This is a genomic window from Pedobacter ginsengisoli (assembly GCF_030244015.1).
GTDB classification, from domain to species: domain Bacteria; phylum Bacteroidota; class Bacteroidia; order Sphingobacteriales; family Sphingobacteriaceae; genus Pedobacter; species Pedobacter ginsengisoli.
Genome location: NZ_JASSYX010000001.1, coordinates 622,997 through 644,518 on the forward strand (window position 1 = coordinate 622,997; position 21,522 = coordinate 644,518).

Annotated in this window: 19 protein-coding genes; 17 read left to right on the top strand and 2 right to left on the bottom strand. The window is 39.5% G+C overall.

All coding sequences use genetic code 11. The features are described 5' to 3' along the window. Nucleotides 1-247: 247 nt before the first annotated feature. The 3 genes from QEP08_RS02780 to QEP08_RS02790 are packed head-to-tail and all read left to right on the top strand — an operon-like array spanning nt 248 to nt 6,445. On the top strand, nt 248-3,682 hold the full coding sequence (locus tag QEP08_RS02780) for a SusC/RagA family TonB-linked outer membrane protein (RefSeq protein ID WP_285055465.1): 3,435 nt from the start codon (nt 248-250) through the stop codon (nt 3,680-3,682). Between the two features lie 27 nt (nt 3,683-3,709). Next, complete coding sequence (locus tag QEP08_RS02785) at nt 3,710-5,098, top strand: RagB/SusD family nutrient uptake outer membrane protein (protein WP_285055468.1); 1,389 nt, start codon at nt 3,710-3,712, stop codon at nt 5,096-5,098. A 27-nt stretch (nt 5,099-5,125) separates the two neighbouring features. After that, nucleotides 5,126-6,445, top strand: coding sequence for a redoxin domain-containing protein (locus tag QEP08_RS02790; RefSeq protein ID WP_285055471.1), 1,320 nt, complete (start codon nt 5,126-5,128; stop codon nt 6,443-6,445). Nucleotides 6,446-6,547: 102 nt separating this feature from the next. Here the strand turns inward: QEP08_RS02790 and QEP08_RS02795 are convergent, their stop codons facing one another. After that, nucleotides 6,548-6,757 carry a GNAT family N-acetyltransferase gene (locus tag QEP08_RS02795; protein WP_285055473.1) on the bottom strand — a complete coding sequence of 70 codons (210 nt, stop codon included), beginning with the start codon at nt 6,755-6,757 and terminating at the stop codon, nt 6,548-6,550. Nucleotides 6,758-6,796: 39 nt separating this feature from the next. Further along, complete coding sequence (locus tag QEP08_RS02800) at nt 6,797-7,006, bottom strand: hypothetical protein (RefSeq protein WP_285055475.1); 210 nt, start codon at nt 7,004-7,006, stop codon at nt 6,797-6,799. Between the two features lie 343 nt (nt 7,007-7,349). Here QEP08_RS02800 and QEP08_RS02805 point away from each other — a divergent pair, with 343 nt between their 5' ends. The 14 genes from QEP08_RS02805 to QEP08_RS02870 all read left to right on the top strand — a co-directional run bounded on the left by QEP08_RS02805 (nt 7,350) and on the right by QEP08_RS02870 (nt 21,471). Then, nucleotides 7,350-7,919: an RNA polymerase sigma factor gene (locus QEP08_RS02805; protein ID WP_285055478.1), complete on the top strand. Its 570-nt coding sequence runs from the start codon at nt 7,350-7,352 to the stop codon at nt 7,917-7,919. 49 nt (nt 7,920-7,968) lie between these two features. After that, complete coding sequence (locus QEP08_RS02810) at nt 7,969-9,210, top strand: FecR family protein (protein WP_285055481.1); 1,242 nt, start codon at nt 7,969-7,971, stop codon at nt 9,208-9,210. A gap of 228 nt (nt 9,211-9,438) precedes the next feature. Continuing rightward, nucleotides 9,439-13,014 (top strand): SusC/RagA family TonB-linked outer membrane protein, encoded by a 3,576-nt coding sequence (locus QEP08_RS02815; RefSeq protein WP_285055483.1) that lies wholly within the window; start codon nt 9,439-9,441, stop codon nt 13,012-13,014. Nucleotides 13,015-13,018: 4 nt separating this feature from the next. Beyond that, a complete protein-coding gene (locus QEP08_RS02820; RefSeq protein WP_285055486.1) occupies nt 13,019-14,422 on the top strand; it encodes a RagB/SusD family nutrient uptake outer membrane protein in 1,404 nt (467 codons plus the stop codon). A 15-nt stretch (nt 14,423-14,437) separates the two neighbouring features. Next, the gene (locus tag QEP08_RS02825) at nt 14,438-15,886 is read left to right on the top strand and encodes a TlpA family protein disulfide reductase (RefSeq protein ID WP_285055488.1); all 1,449 of its coding nucleotides are present in this window, start codon (nt 14,438-14,440) and stop codon (nt 15,884-15,886) included. 44 nt (nt 15,887-15,930) lie between these two features. Further along, on the top strand, nt 15,931-17,136 hold the full coding sequence (locus QEP08_RS02830; RefSeq protein ID WP_285055491.1) for a TlpA disulfide reductase family protein: 1,206 nt from the start codon (nt 15,931-15,933) through the stop codon (nt 17,134-17,136). Nucleotides 17,137-17,138: 2 nt separating this feature from the next. Further along, on the top strand, nt 17,139-17,828 hold the full coding sequence (locus QEP08_RS02835; RefSeq protein WP_285055494.1) for a DUF4369 domain-containing protein: 690 nt from the start codon (nt 17,139-17,141) through the stop codon (nt 17,826-17,828). Between the two features lie 11 nt (nt 17,829-17,839). After that, nucleotides 17,840-18,562 (top strand): hypothetical protein, encoded by a 723-nt coding sequence (locus QEP08_RS02840; protein WP_285055497.1) that lies wholly within the window; start codon nt 17,840-17,842, stop codon nt 18,560-18,562. Between the two features lie 2 nt (nt 18,563-18,564). Next, complete coding sequence (locus tag QEP08_RS02845; protein ID WP_285055499.1) at nt 18,565-19,017, top strand: protein-disulfide reductase DsbD domain-containing protein; 453 nt, start codon at nt 18,565-18,567, stop codon at nt 19,015-19,017. Between the two features lie 70 nt (nt 19,018-19,087). After that, the gene (locus QEP08_RS02850; protein ID WP_285055502.1) at nt 19,088-19,495 is read left to right on the top strand and encodes a hypothetical protein; all 408 of its coding nucleotides are present in this window, start codon (nt 19,088-19,090) and stop codon (nt 19,493-19,495) included. Between the two features lie 311 nt (nt 19,496-19,806). Continuing rightward, nucleotides 19,807-19,962: a hypothetical protein gene (locus tag QEP08_RS02855; protein WP_285055505.1), complete on the top strand. Its 156-nt coding sequence runs from the start codon at nt 19,807-19,809 to the stop codon at nt 19,960-19,962. A 165-nt stretch (nt 19,963-20,127) separates the two neighbouring features. After that, nucleotides 20,128-20,487, top strand: a complete 360-nt coding sequence (locus tag QEP08_RS02860; RefSeq protein WP_285055507.1) for a hypothetical protein — start codon at nt 20,128-20,130, stop codon at nt 20,485-20,487. Nucleotides 20,488-20,744: 257 nt separating this feature from the next. After that, nucleotides 20,745-21,107, top strand: a complete 363-nt coding sequence (locus QEP08_RS02865) for a hypothetical protein (RefSeq protein WP_285055510.1) — start codon at nt 20,745-20,747, stop codon at nt 21,105-21,107. Between the two features lie 109 nt (nt 21,108-21,216). Then, nucleotides 21,217-21,471, top strand: coding sequence for a MerR family transcriptional regulator (locus QEP08_RS02870; RefSeq protein WP_285055512.1), 255 nt, complete (start codon nt 21,217-21,219; stop codon nt 21,469-21,471). Nucleotides 21,472-21,522 lie beyond the last annotated feature (51 nt).

Consider the following 21,522-nt stretch of genomic DNA (forward strand, 5'->3'; position numbering starts at 1 on the left):
AACTGTTTAAACTGCAGTTTGCTACAGGCCGTGGAAAGTTGAAGCAAATGCACATAACCAACTAAACAAACTTAGTTAAAATTGCCAAGAAAAGCAATTTGAACGGTCTCTTGTCGGCCTCTAAGAGAGTTTAAGAAACAACGACAAAATGTACAATATTAAACCAAAGACTGGTATACCTATAAGGCTGTACTACAAAATACTGCTAATTATGCGACTAACCACCGTACTATTAATAGCATCCCTAATGCAGGTCAGCGCAGCTGGCTTTGCACAAAAATTTTCTTTAACCACCACTAAAGAAAGTTTAAAGAACGTTTTTGCAGAAGTACAGAGACAAACCGGCTTTAGCGTTCTGGCCAAATCAGAATACCTGAACAACAGCAAGCCAGTAACCATCAGTATCAAAGATATACCATTAGAAGAGGCACTGACCAAAATACTGGCAGGGCAGAATTTAAGCTTTAGCATAGAAGATAAAGTGGTACTGATAACAGAAAAGGAAGTTTCCCTGCTGGATAAACTCTCTACCGTCATCTCGAACATGGTGAGAGATCTCAATGTAAAAGGCCGGGTAGTAGATCAGGACGGTAAACCGCTCCCAAACGCCTCAATCAGAGTGAAATCATCAGATCCCGACAAGTCGGGAGGGAAAAATACTGTCATCAATACTAACCAGAATGGTGAGTTTGAAATTAAAGATGTGGCAGAGGATGCTGTACTTCTGATCAGCTACGTGGGTTATAAAACACTTGAAATACCAGTTAAAGGAGCTGTAATGCCTTTAGAGATCAAACTAAACGTGTTAACAGGAGAGCTGGAAGAAGTGAAGGTAACTTATACTACAGGTTATCAGTCTTTACCAAAAGAAAGGGCTACAGGCTCCTTCGTTCAAATTGACAATGATCTGTTCAACAGAAGGGTCTCTGCTGATGTTTTAAGCCGATTGGAAGGTATTACCAGCGGTTTGCTGTTCGATAAAACCTCGGGCAATGATCTTGGAATCAGCATCAGGGGAAAAAGCACCATATTTTCCAATACCCAGCCACTAATCGTATTAGATAATTTTCCGTACAGAGGGGATATCAATACTATCAATCCAAATGATATTGAATCGGTTACCGTGCTAAAAGATGCGGCTGCTGCTTCAATCTGGGGTGCCTATTCCGGCAATGGAGTTATTGTAATCACTACAAAAAAAGGAAGGTACAATCAGGGTTTAAAAATAGGCATCAATTCAAATCTCAGTATTGCAGAAAAACCAGATTTGCAGTATGACAAGCAGTTTCTTAATGCTTCAGACTACATTGATGTAGAAAAATACCTGTTTGATAAAAATTTCTATGATGCTGATCTGGCGGATGCAGGCAATCCTCCGCTTTCGCCGGTAGTAGAGATTTTAGCTAAGTTAAGGTCTGGCACTCTATTGCAAACCCAGGCTGATGCACAGATTAACAGTTATAGAAACCTGGATGTAAGAAATGATTATTCCAGGTATTTTTACCGGAAAGAAGTAAAGCAGCAGTATGCGCTTAACTTAAGCGGCGGCAGTGAAAAAACAACTTATTTTCTATCTGCCGGATACGATAAAAACCTGGCCAGCATTAAAAGAAACCAGAACGACCGCCTGTCTATCAATTCTTTGGTTACCTTCAGGCCCTTATCTAACCTTGAAATTAGTGGCGGGATAACCTATACTTATACCCATACCAAAAACAACGGCATTCCAAGGGTATCGGCAAGTGGCAAATACAATATGCTGTACCCTTATGCGCAACTAGCCGACGCACAGGGAAACCCATTACCACTGATTAATAGGTATCGGGAAACATTTGCAGCAAACCCGGGTGTAAACGGAATGCTGAACTGGCAGTACTACCCGCTTAATGAATTGGATTTAACCGATAATACAACGGCAAGTAACAACAACAGGATTACTACCGGGGTTAAATATACCTTTTTGAAGGGGCTGAGTGCAGAACTCCGCTACCAGCTTTTAAAAGACCAATCTTTAACCCGGGTAAGTTATTCGGCTGATTCTTATTATGCCCGGGACCTCATTAACCAGTATTCGGTTGTCCAGAACGGAGCTGTTACCAAAAGAAATATTCCATTGGGGGCAGTCAGAACAGACAGGAATGGCAACCTTACGGCCAATAACGGGCGCATTCAGCTCAATTACAACAATCTATTTAAAGACCACGAAATTTCGACAATAGTTGGTGCTGAAGTACAGGAATCGAAGCAGGAAGGCACCAGAATTGCCTTATATGGTTATGATAAAGCTGTGGGCACCTCTGTTCCTGTAGATTTTGCCAACCCGCTTACTGTATATCCTTCTGGTGCACTAAGGTTAATACCGGGGGCACCAACAGAGATACCTTATACGCTTGACCGCTTCCGTTCGTACTTTGGTAATGCCGCTTATACCTATAATGGCCGCTATACACTCTCGGCCAGTGCAAGATTGGACCAGTCTAACCTGTTTGGGGTAAACACCAATCAGAAAGGGGTACCACTTTGGTCGGTTGGCGGAAAATGGAATATCGACAGGGAGGCATTTTACAAAACCGATTGGCTGCCTGTGCTGAGCCTGAGGGCCACTTACGGGTTTAACGGAAACCTGAACAGAAATTTAGCTGCAGTAACAACAGCTATTTATTCTATCGCTTCGCAATTTAACAATTCGGCCTATGCTTACATCAATACGCCCGGGAATCCTGAATTGCGCTGGGAGAAAACAGGGATGTTCAATATCGGACTAGACTTTGGGCTGCGCAATAATATATTTAGTGGAAGCATTGAGTATTTCAGGAAAAAAGGGACAGACCTGATTGGCTATACCACAGTAGCCAGCAGTACAGGCTTTTCAAATTTTCAGGGTAATTTTTCCAGCATGAGAGGAAGCGGGATTGACATCAGCTTAACCGGCAGAATTGATATTGGCGGGCTTAACTGGGAAAGCGGCCTGCTGTTTAGTCATGCAACAGATAAGATCACTAAAAATGAAAGCAACGATCTGCAGCAGCCTGGAAAGCCAGTAAATGGCATCTTTTCTTATCGCTGGGGAGGTTTGGATGCCTCCGGTGATCCATTGGGCTATGTAGACAATGCCTTGAGCAAAGATTATGCATTGATTCTGGAAAAAGCAGCTACAGACATCAGTCTGTACCAATACAATGGCCCTGGAACACCGCAGTATTTCGGCTCCTTCAGGAATACCTTTACCTGGAAGGGATTAAGTTTATCGGCCAATATATTGTATAAGTTCAGTTATTTCTTTCGTAGATCTTCTCTATCGTACCAGGATTTGTTTAATTCGTCTGTAGGGCATGCCGATTTTTCCGGGAGGTGGAAAAACCCTGGTGATGAAGCATTTACAGCTATTCCGGCAATGGTATACACTGATTATCCACAATTTGCAAGCAGAGGTGTTTTCTACCGGGGATCTTCTGCCCTTGTTGAAAAGGGCAGTCACATCCGCCTGCAGGACATCAGGCTGGGTTATGCTATCGGGAAATCGCAATGGGCAAAACTTCCCTTTGAATCCATACGCTTTTACCTGTACGCCAACAATCTTGGCTTATTGTGGAAAGCAAACGACAAAAACATTGACCCCGATTTTATTGAAGGTTTTGTAAACCCTAAAAGTTTTTCATTAGGTATTCAAATAGGGCTATAATGGTATTTATCAATTAAACTGAAGACGATGAAACGATATATAATTCAAATCTGTATGGCAGTAACAACATTAATAGTATTGTCCTGTAAAAAAGGCTGGCTTGAAGAAAAGCCATTACAATCCTTAGTTACCCTAAATTCTGTAGGCTCACTGCAGGGCCTGCTGGACAATACCACCTTATTTAATACCGGACAGCCGCGTTTAGGCGAAATGGGTAATGACGATTATTATTTGCCTGATAACATTTACAACGGCCTTGGGCTGGATAACAAGAATATATATACCTGGGCACCCGCCGCTGATTTTTATGCCGGGGCCACATTTGTTAGCGACTGGAACAATACTTACAAGGTTATTTATACCTGTAATACCGCATTGGAAGAGCTTGAAAAGCTACCATCCAATGCCGGGAATTATGCCGACTGGGCAAATGTTAAAGGAAGCGCTTTGTTTTACCGTGCCATGGGTTTTTATAACCTTTCGCAGGTATTTTGCAAGCCCTATGTGGCTTCGACGGCAGGTTCAGATCCGGGCCTGGTATTGCGGCTTTCATCAGATATTAACCTGAAAACAGGCCGTTCTACTGTAAAGCAAAGTTATGACAGGATACTGGGTGATTTAAAAGCTTCCATTCCCCTGCTGCCGGTACTGCCGCCGGCATTTAAAACCAGGCCATCAAAAACCGCCTGCTACGGGCTGCTGGCCAGGATTTACCTTTCCATGCAGGATTATGACAATGCCTTTTTATATGCAGATTCCTGCCTTAAAAATGTAAATACGCTGATGGATTATAACCTGGTAACACCGGGCACTACCTCGGCGTTTACCCAATATGGAACCTATACACCAGAAACCATTTATTATGCTGCAATGGCTACGCCAGCAACTGCAACAGCAAGGACCCGCGTGGGAAATGTAGATTCGGTACTTTATAAATCTTATGCGGCTACAGATCTTAGAAGGAGTGTATTTTTTGCCGACAGAAACGGCAGGATTTATTTCAGGGGCAGCTACGCAACGGGTGGCGATTACTTTAACGGCATTGCCAGCAATGAAATGTACCTGATACGGGCAGAATGCTATGCCCGGAAAAGTGACCGTACGGAGGCCTTAAAGGACCTGAACACACTGCTGGAAAAAAGAACAAGAAACACCCTGAACTATACTCCCGTTACAGCCACTGATGACCTGGATGCTTTAAAAAAAATATTGACCGAGCGGAGAAAGGAACTTTGCTACCGGGGATTGCGCTGGAGCGATTTAAGGCGGTTAAACTTTGATACCCGCTTTCAGCTTACTTTAAAAAGGGTAATAGCCGGACAAACGTATACCCTTCCACCTAATGACAGCCGGTATGTTTATCCCCTCCCGAATGATGAGATCATTTACAATGGCACTGAACAGAACCCCAGATAAAAACAGAAACACATAAATAAAAATAACATGAGATTTTTCTTGAAAATGACTGCAATCTTGTTTTTAACAAGTATTTGCCAGGCGGCTATTGCCCAGCCGAAAATTAAAGGCTTAACTGTAGGAAATCAGGTTCCGGACCTTGAGATCAAAAAAATAATCAATTACAACACTGCGGTTAAAAGCCTGGCCGATTTTAAAGGAAAAGCACTGATATTGGATTTCTGGGCACCCTGGTGCGCACCTTGTATCTCTGCTTTTCCAAAAATGGATTCGTTACAGCAGGAATTCGCCAGTGTGCTGAATATTTTGCCGGTTACGCAAAGCGCCGAGGATTATTCAGCCAATACGCTAAACAGCCTGAAAGAAAATAAGGGAATTAAGATGACCTATTCTGTAGTTGGCGATAGAGTGATCAGCAGGGCCTTTACGCACAGGTTTATACCGCATTATGTTTGGATTAATGCGGAGGGCATTGTAGTTGCCATAACGGGCAGCAACGAAGTAACAAAGAAAAATGTAAAGGCCCTGATAGACAACCAGCCGCTTAAGCTTCCCCTCAAGGTTGATAAGGTGATGCGTGATTTTGGCTATAACCCTATTCTTGCCGATAATGATTTGATAACCAGGGAAAACCTGGCTTTCAGATCGCAGGTACTTAGGTATACAGAAAATTTAGACGATGTAGCCACACAAGTTGACGGTTTGATACGCTGTGGTAATCATCCCATAAGCCTGCTGTATATGCTTGCATTTGGTAAATTTGATTTAGGTTTTCTTAACCACAACAGAATTGTGCTTAAAAATTTTAGTCCTGCTGATTCACTTATGATCGGCTTTTTTAAAGACGGGGCATCAAAAGCAGCGTACCTAAATAATAAACAAGAATATAAATATACCTACGAGCTTACCTTTCCTAAATCCATGTTTTCAGTTGATGAGAAGTTTGAAATCATGCAGCAGGACCTGAACCGTTTTTTTTTCAAAAAGAGCGGCATAAGCGGAAAACTTGAGCAGGGGCCCGTTAAAGTTTATTCATTGGTTAAAACAGGTAATGCTGACAAATTTAAGAGCAGCACAAGCCAGTTCGTATTTGAGGCCAATAGATATGCCATTAAGGCACGAAATACGCCCATGGCTACGGTGCTGAAAAAGATACAACTGTCTTCCCCTTTTAGCAAACATATCCACATCATAGATGATACAGGTTACAAGGGAAATATTGACATCGATATTTCGGGTGATGTCATCGATCCAAAAGTTTTAAATTCAAACTTTGAGAAGTATGGATTGAAGCTCGTAGAAAAGAGCCTGGTAATGCCTGTAATTGTACTGACCAAGTCTGAATAAGATTAATGACAACAATTTAGGTGTGTTACAAAGTCAGGCCGCGGATGCGGCCTGCTTTGCTTAAATTTTTGCTTTGACCGATTAGAAATTCCGGATCCTGGCTTACCTCGCCTTTCTTAACATGGGCCGTAACACAGGCGAACTGCCAAATTGAATTTCGCCGATAACCTCGAAACCGTGGCGCTCATATAGTGAGATGTTTTTAGGATTTGAAGATTCGAGATAGGCGATCGTTCCATCGCGGTCAACGGCCTTGAGTCCTTCTGACATCAGTGCCTCGCCGGTTCCCTCCCCCTGATGCACTGGGCCCATTTACCGGACCGGGCAGGTCTTTGTGGTGCTTACACAGGATCAGATATCGGTCAAAAGAAACTCCCTGAGGTGTATATGCTGAATACCTTTATAAGTATTGGTAGGTTTTATTTCATCCATACTCACTACATACTTCGGATAATTGTCTGCGATCTCCGCAAGGTTTCCGAACTCCCGCTCAATGGTCTTCTTATCATATAAAAGATAGGAGACCTGGATATACAGCCGCTCACCATTCTTTTCTGCCATGAAATCAATTTCTTTGATGCTGTTTCGAAGGCCCAGATCTTCGAAATAGTATTTTCATAAAGTTTCAATTACGATGGAATCTTTTAGTATATTTCTGATATTCTTCCATTACGATGGAAGTGTACATCGCAAAAGCAACAGGCCTGTCTTTTTTTCTTTAAACACCGAAACACGAAAAATTTTTCTAAGTAAAATACCGCCTCGTTTGCCTGTTCTGCTATGTTTTATGTACCTAACTTGCTAAGTGTGAACTGTACACCGTGTGGTTTATTAGTTGAAATATGTATAGACTTGTATAAAAGTTTTAGTAAATTTATATGCGAGGGGTATAACTTTATTTATCATGGCTGCTTATAGCGGATATTCTGACCAGGAACTGACGGCTTTGCTAAAAGACGGAGATCAATATGCCTATACGACGATTTTTGAGCGGTACCATGCCCTGCTTTATATTTTTGCCTACAAGAAGATTCATGACAGGGAAGAAGCCAAGGACATCGTGCATGATCTGTTTGCTGGTTTATGGGAAAAGCGAACAACGCTGAATGTTACCGGGCAGCTTTTGCCCTATTTATATACCGTACTCAAACACCAGATATTTGACCTGTATAAACATAAAAAAGTAACAGAGCGGTATCTGGAAACTTTCCAGGCCTACCTGGATGTAGAGCCGGAAGCTGCAGATTACAGGATAAGACATAATGATCTGCAGGCGCTGATAGAAAAAGAGATTGCCGCTTTGCCGGAAAAGATGAGAGTGGTGTTTGAGTTGAGCAGGGATACCTATATGAGCAGGAAAGAAATTGCTGCTGCGCTGGATTTATCGGAGGATACAGTAAAGAGCAGGATGTATCATGCGCTTAAAATTTTGAAGGGCAAACTGGGCTCGAAAAGTTTTTTCATATTTTTTTAACCCTGGCTTAACAGTAAATCGTTATGTATTTAAATAAGCGAAACAGAAGATGCAACAGTTAGATGCGAAAGCACTATTTCAAAAATACCAGGCCGGGCAATGTAGCCCGGAGGAGCTGGCTGTTGTAGAAAACTGGCTAACCTTTGGTGAGGCAGGCAAGCTAAACCTTACTGAACAGGAACTGGATGAGGATCTGCTGGAATTAAGGCAGAGAGCTGCCCGGGTAACCAGGGGCAGAATTGTAATCTGGCCGCGTGTAATTGGTGCAGCTGCGGCAGTAGCGGCAATTGTTTTTGGGATTTGGTTTTATGAGGTTGCTTCGTCACGAAAAGCTCCTCGCAATGACGTGGTGGTGAATGATATTGCGCCGGGTAGGAATGGTGCGACGATTACCTTGGCCAATGGTAAGGTGATACAGTTGAGTGATGCGAAGAGCGGGGTTGTAGTAGGGGGTGAAGAGGGATTAGTTTATAATGATGGAACGGAGGTTGGTTTGCTTCGCAGCTCTCGCGAAGCGCTTGGGTCGTCGCGAAATGCTTCTCGCAATGACGACCAACCTAACCCATCGTCATTGCGAGGAGGAACGACGAAGCAATCTCCATTAGAAATGACCGCCAGCACAGCAAAAGGGCAGACGTATCAGTTTACTTTACCGGATGGCACAAGGGTGTGGCTGAACGCTGACTCAAAGCTTAGTTTCCCTAGTCAATTTATTGGTAAGGAACGCAAAATATTGTTAGATGGTGAAGGGTATTTTGAGGTGGCTAAAAACATGGCGAAGCCTTTTATCGTACAAACGGATAAACAAGAGGTAACTGTACTGGGTACACATTTTAACATTAACAGCTATGCTAATGAGGGGAGTACCAAAACTACCTTACTTGAAGGTTCTGTACGCATTTCACGTCATCCCGACGATAGGAGCGATCTCTTGAATAGCACAGACAAGAGATCTCTCCCTGCGGTTCGAGATGACGTGGTGTTAAAACCCAACCAGCAATCTATTATAGCCGGCAATAAGCCCATATCCATTACAAACGTAGACGTAAACGAGGCCGTTGCCTGGAAAAACAACAAATTTGTATTTGATGAAACCGATATCCGGTATATCATGCGGATGGTGGCCCGCTGGTACAATGTAGAAGTAATTTACACTGGTACCATTCCTGATGAAAAATTCTGGGGTTCGGTATCCCGGTATGAAAACGTATCAGAAGTACTGAAATCGCTGGAGCAGACCGGTAAAATAAAGTTTAAAATAGAAGGACGGCGTATATACGTGTCGCCATAAAATAATTCATCTCCCTATGAAATATAACCAACGGACCATTTAACAACGAAAAGAGATGAAAAGAAATTTACGACAGCAATTTTAACCTGAACAAACAAGCCAGAAGAAAGATTCCCCTGGCTTATGTTTGGCTTTGTTATTAAAAGATTTAAGAACCGCAGTAGGCCGTTGTTTTCGAGGCTAAGGCTTTACTGCTAAACCAAACCAGAACGAATGTACACAAATTACATGAAAAACCGGGACATACCCATTGGTTATGTCCGTAAAATTTGGCTAGTTATGCGCTTAACCACCGTCATATTGTTAGCGTCCCTTTTGCAGGTTAGCGCCTCAACGCTGGCCCAAAAGATCAGTTTGACCAAATCAAATGCACCGTTAAAAACTGTACTGAAAGAAATTAAACAGCAAAGCGGCTATGATTTTATTGCTACAGCAAGTTTGTTTAAGGCGGCTAAGCCGGTAACTATAAACATCAAGGATGTAGATTTTGAAGCTGCGCTAAAGCTGCTTTTTAGCGAACAGCCACTAACTTATAGCATTAACAATACTACTGTTACCATTAAAGAGAAAGCGCCTTCCGTCACTTCCGTCATTCTGAATTCATTTCAGAACCTCCTGAAGGATCTCAATGTGAAAGGAAAAGTAAAGGACCAGGACGGAAAACCGCTCCCAAACGCATCAATCAGAATAAAAGGGAAAGGTACTGTCATCAATACTAATGCTGAGGGTGAATTTGAGATTAAAAATGTAGCTGATGATGCGGTGTTGTTGATTAGTTATGTGGGGTTTAGGACCTTAGAACTGTCTTTGAAAGATGCGGTGATGCCATTAGAGATTAAGCTGAATGTGGCGACGGGTGAGTTGGAAGAAGTTAAAATCGTTTATGATGATGGGTATCAGAAACTAAATAAAGAACGCAGTACGGGTTCGTTTGTACATATAGACAATGAACTGTTCAATAGAACGGTGGGAACAAATGTATTGGACAGGATATATAATGTCACGCCGGGACTGATTTTTAGCCCAAGAGGAACAAATGTCAATTTTGGTAGCACTAATAATATTGTTATAAGAGGATTTAGTACGATTAAAGCCGATAAAGCCGCTTTAATTGTTGTTGATAATTTTCCGTATGAAGGAGATTTGAATATTTTGAATCCAAATGACGTCGAATCTATCACTGTTTTAAAAGATGCTTCTGCATCAAGCATATGGGGTGTTAGAGCTGGTAATGGCGTAATTGTTATTACAACGAAACGGGGCAAATTCAATCAATCGACGAATATAGGCTTTAATAGCAATGTTACCATAGGACAAAAGCCTGATCTCTTTTATGCGCCATACTTGTCCTCGAAAGACATAATTGACTTTGAAAAGTTACAGTTTGGGAAAGGAATTTATAATGCGTACGATGATTCATTCCCGTCTTTTAATAGCTTTCCTGTATTACCGCAATCTGTTGAAATTTTACTTGCAGCAAGGAAGAAAAATAGAAATGTTCTAGGATACAATGCCCTAAATGACCCTTTAGTAGTGGCTCAATTAGATGATTTAAGCAATTATGATGTTCGAAGCGATATTAACAAGTATTTATTGAAAAATCGCGTAAATCAGCAATACGCTTTAAATATTTCAGGAGGTGGTGGAAATTTTAACTATTATGGATCATTCGGTTATGACAAAAATAAAGGTAACAATATAAAAGAAGAAGACAATAAGATTACTCTAAATTTTTCTAACACCTGGCGACCAATAAGGAAGATAGAAATCAATACTGCTATTTTCCATGTGCGAACCCTAAACAAAAACGCCGGAAATAATTATAATGGTTTAATGCCAAGAGTTGGAATTTCTCCCTACACAGCGCTTGCAGATAATCAAGGAAATGCGTTAGCCATTCCAATTAATTATAGAGCAACTTATATAGATACTGCAAAATATCCTGCTTTATTAGACTGGCATTATAAACCACTTGAGGACTATCGATACATTGACAATGTAACTCATCAAATTGACACAAGATTAAGCGCGATAATTAAGTACGCCATTAAACCTTGGATTACAGCAGAATTTCAATTTCAGAATCAAATAGCACTTTCTAATGTTCGAAATGAAAGTGATCAAAAAAGCTTCAGAATTAGAGATCGGATTAATATTTTTATGAATAAAGATGCATCAGGAAATTTGATGTATCCCTATCCTCTTGGCAACTTATTGGAGTTAAGCAACGGCACTTTTAAGGCCTGGAATATACGTGGTGCTTTAAGTTTCGAAAAGCAGTTTAAAGCACATCAACTATCAGCTTTTGTAGGAACGGAGCTTAGAGAAACAAATAGTGAATCTAATAATAATATCTTATATGGATATGACCCTGATGTTAGCACCTCCGTTCCGGTTAGTTTTATCCAAAGTTTTCCCATACGTCCTTCTGGGACAGGCCTTGTTGCGCAACCATTGGTTGCACCTTCTGGTAAACTAACCAGATATGGAAGTTTTTTTGGCCATACGGCTTATAATTACAAAGGAAAATATTTAGCTACTTTAAGCGGGAGGGTCGATCAGAGTAATTTCTTCGGGCTTAAAGCTAACTTACGTAGAGTTCCACTTTGGAGTGCAGGTTTAGGATGGAATGTTCACATGGAGAATTTTTATGCCTTGGATTGGCTTTCTCAATTGAAGATAAAAGCTAGTTATGGTTATAGTGGCAATACCAATACAGGAGCTAGTAGCTATGCTACAATTCGTTATAATTCACCTTCAACATTCGTACCTCCTAATAATCTGCAATTTGCTGGGATATTAACTCCTAACAATCCACAACTGCGTTGGGAAAGAAATAAGCAGGTTAATATTGGGATAGATTTTTTATTGAAAAACAATCGAATAAGTGGAAGTATTGAATTTTATCAGAAGAAAGGACTGGACTTATTGGAATCGGTAATTACTGATCCTACTACGGGTGTAGAATCTTTTACAGGAAATCAAGCGAGTATGAAAGGAAACGGAATCGATATTAGCATAAATACTCGTAATCTTATAAATGGTAATTTTGAATGGAGTACTAGTTTAATTGTTTCCTTTAACAAAAGTAAAATTACACAATTTAAAGGTCGGATTGAAACATTAGCTTCGGCTATTGTTGGTGGTAGTTCAAAATTTGTTGGTGACCCACTTGATGCGGTTTACAGCTATAAATGGGCTGGTTTAAATCCTATAAATGGGGATCCTAGATTTTATCTTGCTGACACAATATCAGTTTTTAGTAATCTAGCTCGAGCTACAAGAGACGATTTGATATTTCATGGACAAAGGGATCCAATAGTATCCGGAGCATTTATAAATAATTTTAGATGGAAACAAATTTCTATTTCTGCGAATGTTATTTATCGGCTTGGTTATTATTTTCAAAAGAACTCAATCGCTTATACTGCTTTTGTCAATGGTGGTTGGAGTGGACATTCGGATTATTTGTTAAGATGGAGGAACCCGGGTGATGAACTTTTTACAAATGTTCCATCATTACCAACAAATGGTAACGCCAACAGGGACAATACTTATTTGCGATCTAACTTATTAATTGAAAAAGCGGATCACATTCGCCTCCGTGATGTAAAATTGAATTATAACCTAAATAGAAGTGTGCTGAAAAAAATGCCATTTAAACAACTCTCCTGTTATGTTTATGCTACAAACTTAGGCATTATATGGAAGGCAAATAAGAGCGGCCTTGATCCTGATTCTTATGGATTTGGTAGAATGCCAACACCTAAAACTATCTCATTTGGTGTAACCGGTAATTTTTAGAACAATGAAAAAGATAAAAATAAAATATTTATACCTACTAGGTATCGTAATAACATTATTCATTATAAGCTGTAAAAAAGGTGATTGGTATGATGTAAAATCAGATAAGCAGCTTACTGTGCCTTCAACATTAAAAGATATGCAAGCTTTAATGAATAATGAAGGTGCACTAAACACTTTTACACCTGTATTGGGGGAAATAGCCTCAGACGGCCATTATTTAACGGATCTGAAGGCCCAAGCATTAGTTGGCACAGATCGTAATGCATTTACCTGGTCACATGAGCAACCTTATACAAAGGTTTCTTCATGGAATAATGGCAATGCTAGCGGAAGCTATGTAGCAGCATATTATTGCAATTTGGTTTTAGATGGTATACCTAAAATAAAGCCAGAAAGTTCTAGTGAACAAACGGAGTGGAATAATATCAAAGGGCAAGCATTATTTCATCGTGCAAAAGCACTTTTTGAAATTGCTCAAATCTTTGCTCCTCCTTACGAAGCAGTAAATGCCATTTCAAAATTGGGAATACCGCTTCGTTTGGAGTCAGACATCAATATTCCGAGTAAAAGATCAACGCTCCAAGAAACATATGATCAAATTATTGGTGATCTAATTTTGGCAAAAGATCTACTTCCAGAAAATGCTCAATATAAAACAAGACCATCAAAGCAAGCTGTATATGCCTTGCTATCCAGAATTTATTTAAGCATAGAAAATTATGAACAAGCTCTTATTTACGCCAATCTATGTTTAAATAGTTACTCAGCCTTAGTGGACTACAAAACATTAAATTCAACATCAACTGATAACCCATTTATCGGTTACAACTCGGAGATTATTTTTTATACCTATATGGCTTTTAGCACAGCTGTAAATTTCAATGATCTTTTAATAGATAATGTCCTATATAACTCTTATCAAAATAATGACCTCCGTAAAAATATTTTTTTTAATAAGAATCTTACTACAAATCTTGTGACTTATAAAGGAGCGTATTCTGGGAGAGGATATTCAAACTGCTTTTCAGGATTGGCAACAGATGAAATCTATTTGATAAGGGCTGAATGTTACGCCCGGGCTGGGAAAATATCTGAAGCGATGACTGATCTCAACACATTGATAAAAACCCGTTGGTCTGGAACTTACACGGACATGGTAGCCATTAATGCCGAAGATGCTCTAAAAAAGGTATTAGAAGAGCGTAAGAAAGAATTGATTTTAAGGGGACTAAGATGGAGCGACCTGAGAAGGCTAAATCGGGATTCAAGATTTGCTGCTACGTTTAGTAAAACTGTTGGGGGGAAAACCTATACACTTGAACCAAATAGCTATAAATATACTTTTCCCATTCCAGATGATATTGTAGAAATGACGGGGATGGAACAAAATGAAGGATGGAAATAATTAAAGCATAATACAATGAAATTTATTAAAAGGTCTATGACGGCGATATTATTATTGCTGTCATTAAATACTAATGCTCAAAAAAATGAAAGTATTTACTCAAACCGCTTGTACGTTGGAGATAAGGTAGATTTAGAATCTATTGAATTTAACAATGTCCGTAACTATCCGGGAGGCAAAATGAAGTTGTCCGATTTTAAAGGAAAATTTATCATTCTCGATTTTTGGACAAAAGGATGCAGCGTCTGCATTGCTTCATTTCCAAAAATGGAGGAGCTACAAAACAAGTTTAAACATGACATCCAGGTTTTACTGATTACAAAGAATTCAAAAGAAGAAATATTACCTCTACTTAAAAATTCACCAAATGTTAAAAACACAAAATTGCCAATAATTATTGGGGATCAAATATTAACGAAAAGACTCTTTCCACATGGACCAGTTCCTTATCATGTTTGGTTAGGTAGAGATGGGAAGGTATTGGCAACTATCTCTATGGGAGAAACTAATGTGGAGAATCTAACAAAATTAACTTCTGGAGGGTCCTTAAACCTGTTAATGAGAAATGAATCATTTGATAATGAAACATACGAAGAACTTAAAGACGAAAAGAAATCTTTGTTAAAAATTGGTAACGGAGCGTTTAGAAAGGTATTGAAGTATTATGCTCAGATTCCTATTCCTAAAGGTGTAAATACGCTCCCCAGATCTGAGATCACCATGCTTGAGCTTCCTTATTATTCAGCATTCATGAACTTTCTACCCGGATATTTCCCCCAAGGAAGTACTAAATTTCTAAGAGATCAACGCGGGAAAGAAAAAGGGCTTAGATTCTATAACGAGACAATAGATGCGCTTTATAGATTTGCATATGACGCTCCAAGAGAAAAAGTTGTGCTTGAAGATAAAGCTAAATCATTGTACGAAGAAATAACAGATTCTACAAATTTGGATCGCTACAAAGCAAGTAATTGGTATTGCTACGAATCTTCTTTAAACGAATATAGCATTGACAATGCCCGTAATCTATTAAAACAAGATCTCAGTCGGTTTTTTGGAATGGTTGGCAGTGTCGAATACCGACCTATCAAGTGTCTAATACTTACAAGATTGGGTACCATCAATGATAGTAAATTATGGGCCAAAGATCAAAATACCAGAAAAGAGGATTACCAAAATCAGCGGACGCCTGAAGGATTGAAAATAAAAAATAAGCCATTCCAATCTTTCCTTACAAACTTGATCAATGCAAATCGAGCTTCTGATGATCCATTAATTCTAAATGAAACAGGTTATAGGCATGGAGAATTTATAAATAAAAAAATTGACATCCTATTGAGAGGGAGTCTTCATTGTACTGATGATAATATTCCCTTATTAAGAAATGAACTTGTTCGATATGGCTTAGGTCTGAAAGAAGAGATCAGGGGCGTAAAGGTTTTAGTTCTAAGAACAATCCAATAATATACTTGCTTAATTAAATTCTTACACATTCAAGTAATAAAATCATGAAAAATTACCTAACTATATTATTAATCATATTAGGCTTTGGTCTTTCCATCAGGGTTAAAGCCCAAAAAAATGACGGTTTTACATTAAATGGTCAGCTGAAAGGCCTTCCGGATGGCGCAAAGGTATATTTAACCACGCAAGAGGAGGATACTGTGGCACGAACCTTTTCAAAAGGTGACCGATTCACCTTCACAGGAAGGTTAGCACTCGATGGAAGATTTCATTTCATTCGGGTCGATACTCTTGTATCTAATCTATCTACCAAAGCAATATTTCTTGAAAATAGGCCAATTACAGTTTCAGGTACTATTGGAAATCGGAAAGTAATTGTCAGGGGATCCCCGGGGCATGAAAAATATAAAGAACTAATGGATCAAGCTTCGGTTTATAAAAAGGCCGCTATGGAAAATCGAGTGGAAAAAGGTTTTGCATTCCAGATGCAAAAAGCAGGATTGGAAGGTGATTCGATTACTATTATTGCTTTAAAAAAGAGACAGGATGATCGATTAAAGAAAATGTATGCTCTGAATGATGATATGGAGCATAAAAAGCAGGCCTTGATATCGAATAATCCTGCCTCTTTGTATACACCATATGTCATTCTAAATATGATAAATGGGTATGAGGAGCAACGCTTGGCGTATAAGCAATTGACCCATAGTGCACAAGCAAGCTACTACGGGGTAGAATTAAAGAATACGCTTGATAACGGAGGCGAATCTGGTGCTATTCGCGAAAATGGTAAAATTCCGAATTTTAATATTATAAGTCCCGAAGGAAAACAAATCCAAATTCTTGACATTGCATCCAAAAGTAAATTTACATTAATTGATTGCTGGGCATCTTGGTGTAGCCCCTGTCGCGCTGAAATTCCGAGATTGAAAGAACTTTATACCCTATACAACCCCAAAGGATTAAATATAGTAGGAATATCACTTGATAAGAAAACGTCCGATTGGAAAAAAGCGCTTCATGAAGATGCAACTATTTGGGATCATGGAATTGAGAACAAAGAAGGCTTGACCGTAAATAAATTATTTGATTTAAAAGCTATCCCAGCTTACATTCTAATCGATAATAAAGGAAAACTAATAGCTTTTGATTGTGCAAGATCAAGTGTGCCAACGTTCGGTGGAAGCCTGCGGGGAGAAGCTTTGCATAAAAAGATTGCAGAATTATTGAGTGAAGCCAAATCGAACTAGGAATGAAAAAAGAATTCATTATACTTCTATTTTGCTTGATTTTTAACTGCATCCCGTCAGATGTTATTTCGCAAACAAAAAAAGGCTTTACAATTACTGGCCATATTACCGACTTAAAGAGTGGTAGTAAACTTTATATCTTGATTAAAAGTTTTGGAAAGATCGATACTATTTCCAGTTGTATAGCCAAGCAGAACACTTTTACATTTAAAAATATACAGTTGCCTGTCCATCCGGAGTTTTACCTTATTTGCATCAAAACCGAATTCGTAGAGAATTTGCAATTATTTTTAGACCAAAAAGATAATGTAGCAATTTTTGGTGCATTAAAAGAGTGGCCTAATGTTAAAATTACAGGCTCTAATCTCCATGATGATTTCATTGCTGCTAAGGCTATCAGGAAGAAATTGATGACTGAAACTTTTGCTACAAAATTTCCTGCAATGACTGCACCACCAGACACTATCTTGGCATATAGTAGGGCCAGCATTGCAGCGGTGATGGATCAAATGCCTAATTCCATTTATTTGCCTGCAATGTTGGCAACCTGGACTTATACTACTGGGAAATTCATCCCTCCAATTGCCATGAAGAAGTTATTTTATGAAAGATTATCAGAATTACAGAAGAACAGCCATTATGGAAAAATTCTGAGCAAGCAGATCGAGCAAAAATTGAATAATAATTTTTAAAATCAACTAAAATGAAAACAAGATATGCAATAATAATAGCGAGTTTAGTAATACTATCAGCCTGCAGAAAGGAAGACACAACACCGGTATTGAACACCGATATTAGGATTGTGAATACAGCCTTAGACTTAGCTGTAAAAGTTGATCCTGGTTGGAATCTGGTTTATTCAAAACAGTCTTCTGTTGCTTCTGGCAAGACAAGAGTATACTCATTGGAAAGGAAATCTGTTTCCTTTAAAGTAGTGAATGCGGCTGATACAACAGTTAAACTATATGAGCAGACGATCAGCTTTAATTCGCCTCTATATACGATGTATGTAATTGGACAGGCACCTACGTTTGAAGCCATTGTAAAAGAAGAAAATAATTTTCCTTTTATAGCTTTTACAGATAGAATTCCTGTCAAGGCAGATAGCGTGGTGAATGTGCGATTTATTAATCTTTCACCGAACAGTGTGCCATTGAAAGTTAAAATAGTTACTGTAACAGGCAATGAGGTGGACAATTTACCTTACAAAGAGTTTGGGGTTTGGAAGAAATATACTGCAACCGCTGCAAGTACAATCTATTCTTTTCAGCTGAGAGATGCTACTTCCGATGTTTTGATTACCACATTTAATTTCACCGCCAATGCCACCAATCGGTTTAAAAATGTAAGCCTGATTGTAAAAGGCTTGCAAGGCACTACAACGGGCACGAATGCTTTTGGGGTGATGACAGTAAATCATTTTTAGTTATGAGAAGAATTTTATTTATCATGGCATTTACGCTACTGGTAGCAAGCGCACAAGCCCAAGTCTTAAAACCAGTGAAATGGGGCTTTACTGCGGCAAAGAAATCCGCTGGTTTGTACGAAGTACACATGACTGCCACGATTGACAAAGGCTGGACAACTTACAGCCAATGGACACCCGAGGGCGGACCAGAACCTACAGTAATCACATTCAATAAAAATCCGAATGTATTGCTGGGTGGCAAAGCAAAGGAAATAGGCGGAATGAAGAAAAAGCACGAAGAAGCGTTTGGCGTTGATGTGCATTATTTTTCAGGAAAAGTTGACTTTGTACAGGTAGTAAAATTGAAAAAGGCAACGCCAACAACATTGACAGGGAAGGTAAGTTTTATGACGTGTGATTCATCACAATGTCTTCCGCCGGAGGAGGTAAATTTTTCAGTTCAACTAAAGTAAAAACCCAATCTGACTAACCAATATTATTCATTTAAATTTTCTCCTTTTTCTGAAAAGGGAGGCTAAAACTATGAAGTTTAAAAGATTCCTAATGCCCATTTTGGCCTTCACGGTAGTGCTTACCGCAATGGCTTTTACATTGCCTGGTAAGTTTAATGCAGTAAAAAACGCAAAGGCAGTTGACCCGGAGTATTCTTATTATTTTATCTACAATGGCCCATCGCCATCGTATGATATAAACGATTATTTGGACCCGGATAATTATACATTGTTGCCAGATAATCAAAATCCCTATGAACAGTGTGAATATGGAACAGATGCAGTGTGTATGGTTTTAACCGAGCGGTTTTGGAATGGTTTTGAGTGGAAACCAAATTTCAACTATTACCAGGCTTACGGAAGTGCTTACTGGGGATTGCATCAATACTGCATGTACGGATATCCTAGTACAAGTGCTGTTATTTTAAAGCCATTTTAAATATATAATTGATTGGGTTAAAAGGTGGAGAGGTATTTCTCCTCTCCACCTTTTAAGAAATAAAATTTGATTAACGCCATCAACAATAGTTGTTAAATGATGTCCGGGACAGTTATGAGCGTTCTGTTTCGGCATCTTTAAAAATGATTCTAATAAAAAATAGAAACTATGAACAAAACGATAAAATTTACCGCTAGCCCATTATTCCAATCTATTATCGGTGACCGCAAACTAAAAGCATTCCGTAACCCTGTTGACGGTGATTGGGGATGCTGAGTCTGAGCAAGCTAGTGGTTAAAACAACCGGGCATATGCCTAGACGAGATGAAGCATATCTGTTTTACCTAGGCACTAAGAATGTAGTTAAAGTATTGAATACCAATCAAATAGGCCAGAGTATTATGGAGTTTTACGGAACACAGGCCAAAGCAATGAAAGAAGAACTGGCTGAACTTACAATGATATAAAAAACATTAAAAATATTGCCGTTGTGATGCGGTGGTGATTTGCAAATGTCGAAGTCCGGGGGAGTTTGTACTTTTTCTCCCCTGGCTTCATTTAGATCCTTGCTATTCGCTGCGGATGACAGGGGGAACTCTCAATGACGAATAATAAAAATAAAACAATATAAAATGCAGGAACTAGAATATTATGATATTTTGCTCAACATAGTGGAGCAGGACCAGTTTTATGATCCGGGACTGGAATGTGAGCACATGCGGGCCGACATGGAGGCGATCAAAAGCAGCATCAAAATGCGTTTGATCGTCGATCCTGACACGGTACTGAATGAGCAGAATGACCTGAAGAAGAGCTGCCTTGAGCTGCTGCTGCGGTTGTACGGTACTTCGTTGCGGATAAAAACACAGGACAGTAAGGAATATGGCAAAAGGGTAATGAAAAATATGGTAATCATGACAATGACCCACGTGCTGGAAGACCTGTTCGTGTTTTTTAAGGACTATGGTGACCTGACGATGAAGGAACTGTAAAAGGCTTTAAGACCGGCTTAAATTTACTGAATATAGCAGAGAAGCTGTAGTGACATCACTATGGCTTTTTTGTTCAGTAATCATCTGATAATGAATAAATTATATTTTAAAATATTGGAAATTATTTAGTGTTTTAGGCTATTTTTTACATAATTTTGTCCTGTAAATTAAACCAGATATGAAAGTAAGAGCGCCTTAAGTAAATCAGTTTTCCCTGTAACATAAACATGAATTACAATTAATTAAAAACTTATTAGATGAATGAAAAATTAATTCTCTTGCTCTACCCAAAGCACAACAGGACGGCGTGCCTGGTGATGAAAAATGACAGGCAGCTTTACCGGATCAACCACATGTGGAATTTCCCTGAGTTTGTCGATCAGCTAGAGCTAATCTGTACAAAGATCGGCAAAGGTTTGTATTATGTTCACTGCCTGGATCTTTGTGACAAACGGTCGGGTGACTGGGCGATGGTCTGCAGTTTTACGGATATGGAGGGCACTGTCCGGCTTTGGAACAAAGCGATTGATCCTGATGCTAAGAAGCCAGTGTTTTCGTGGAGCGGCACGGTAACAACTTTTCAAAAAGCAGTGGCGAACCTGCTTAAAATGGTCCGCTGATTTTTATCTAAACATCTTCCTCCTCTCTGAGGGTTGTTTTGCTTGCCCGTTCTTGTCGGGCCTGATGTCCGCCTCTCAGCGGTATTCACATTTAATATTTTTATTTTTTATGAAGGCAATCTTGATAAGGATTGAAAAGCTGCTTGCTGCGCTTTTGGATGAGTTTGGAAAAGGAAATCTGCGGGCAAAGGAGCCTGCTGAGGTAGCGTTTGCGGATGTGTGGCTCCGTGCTGATGAGGTGATGGAGCTGCTTTCGATCAGTCAGCGCACGCTTTACAATTATTACATTTCGGGTGTGTTTGATACCAGGCTGCTGGGCAGGACACGGTTTTATTCTAAGGCAAGTGTGATGAGGCTGAGGTAAGAGGGGCAGATTCCGGCAAGTCGGGGTAAGTTGCGGCAATTGATTTTTCTG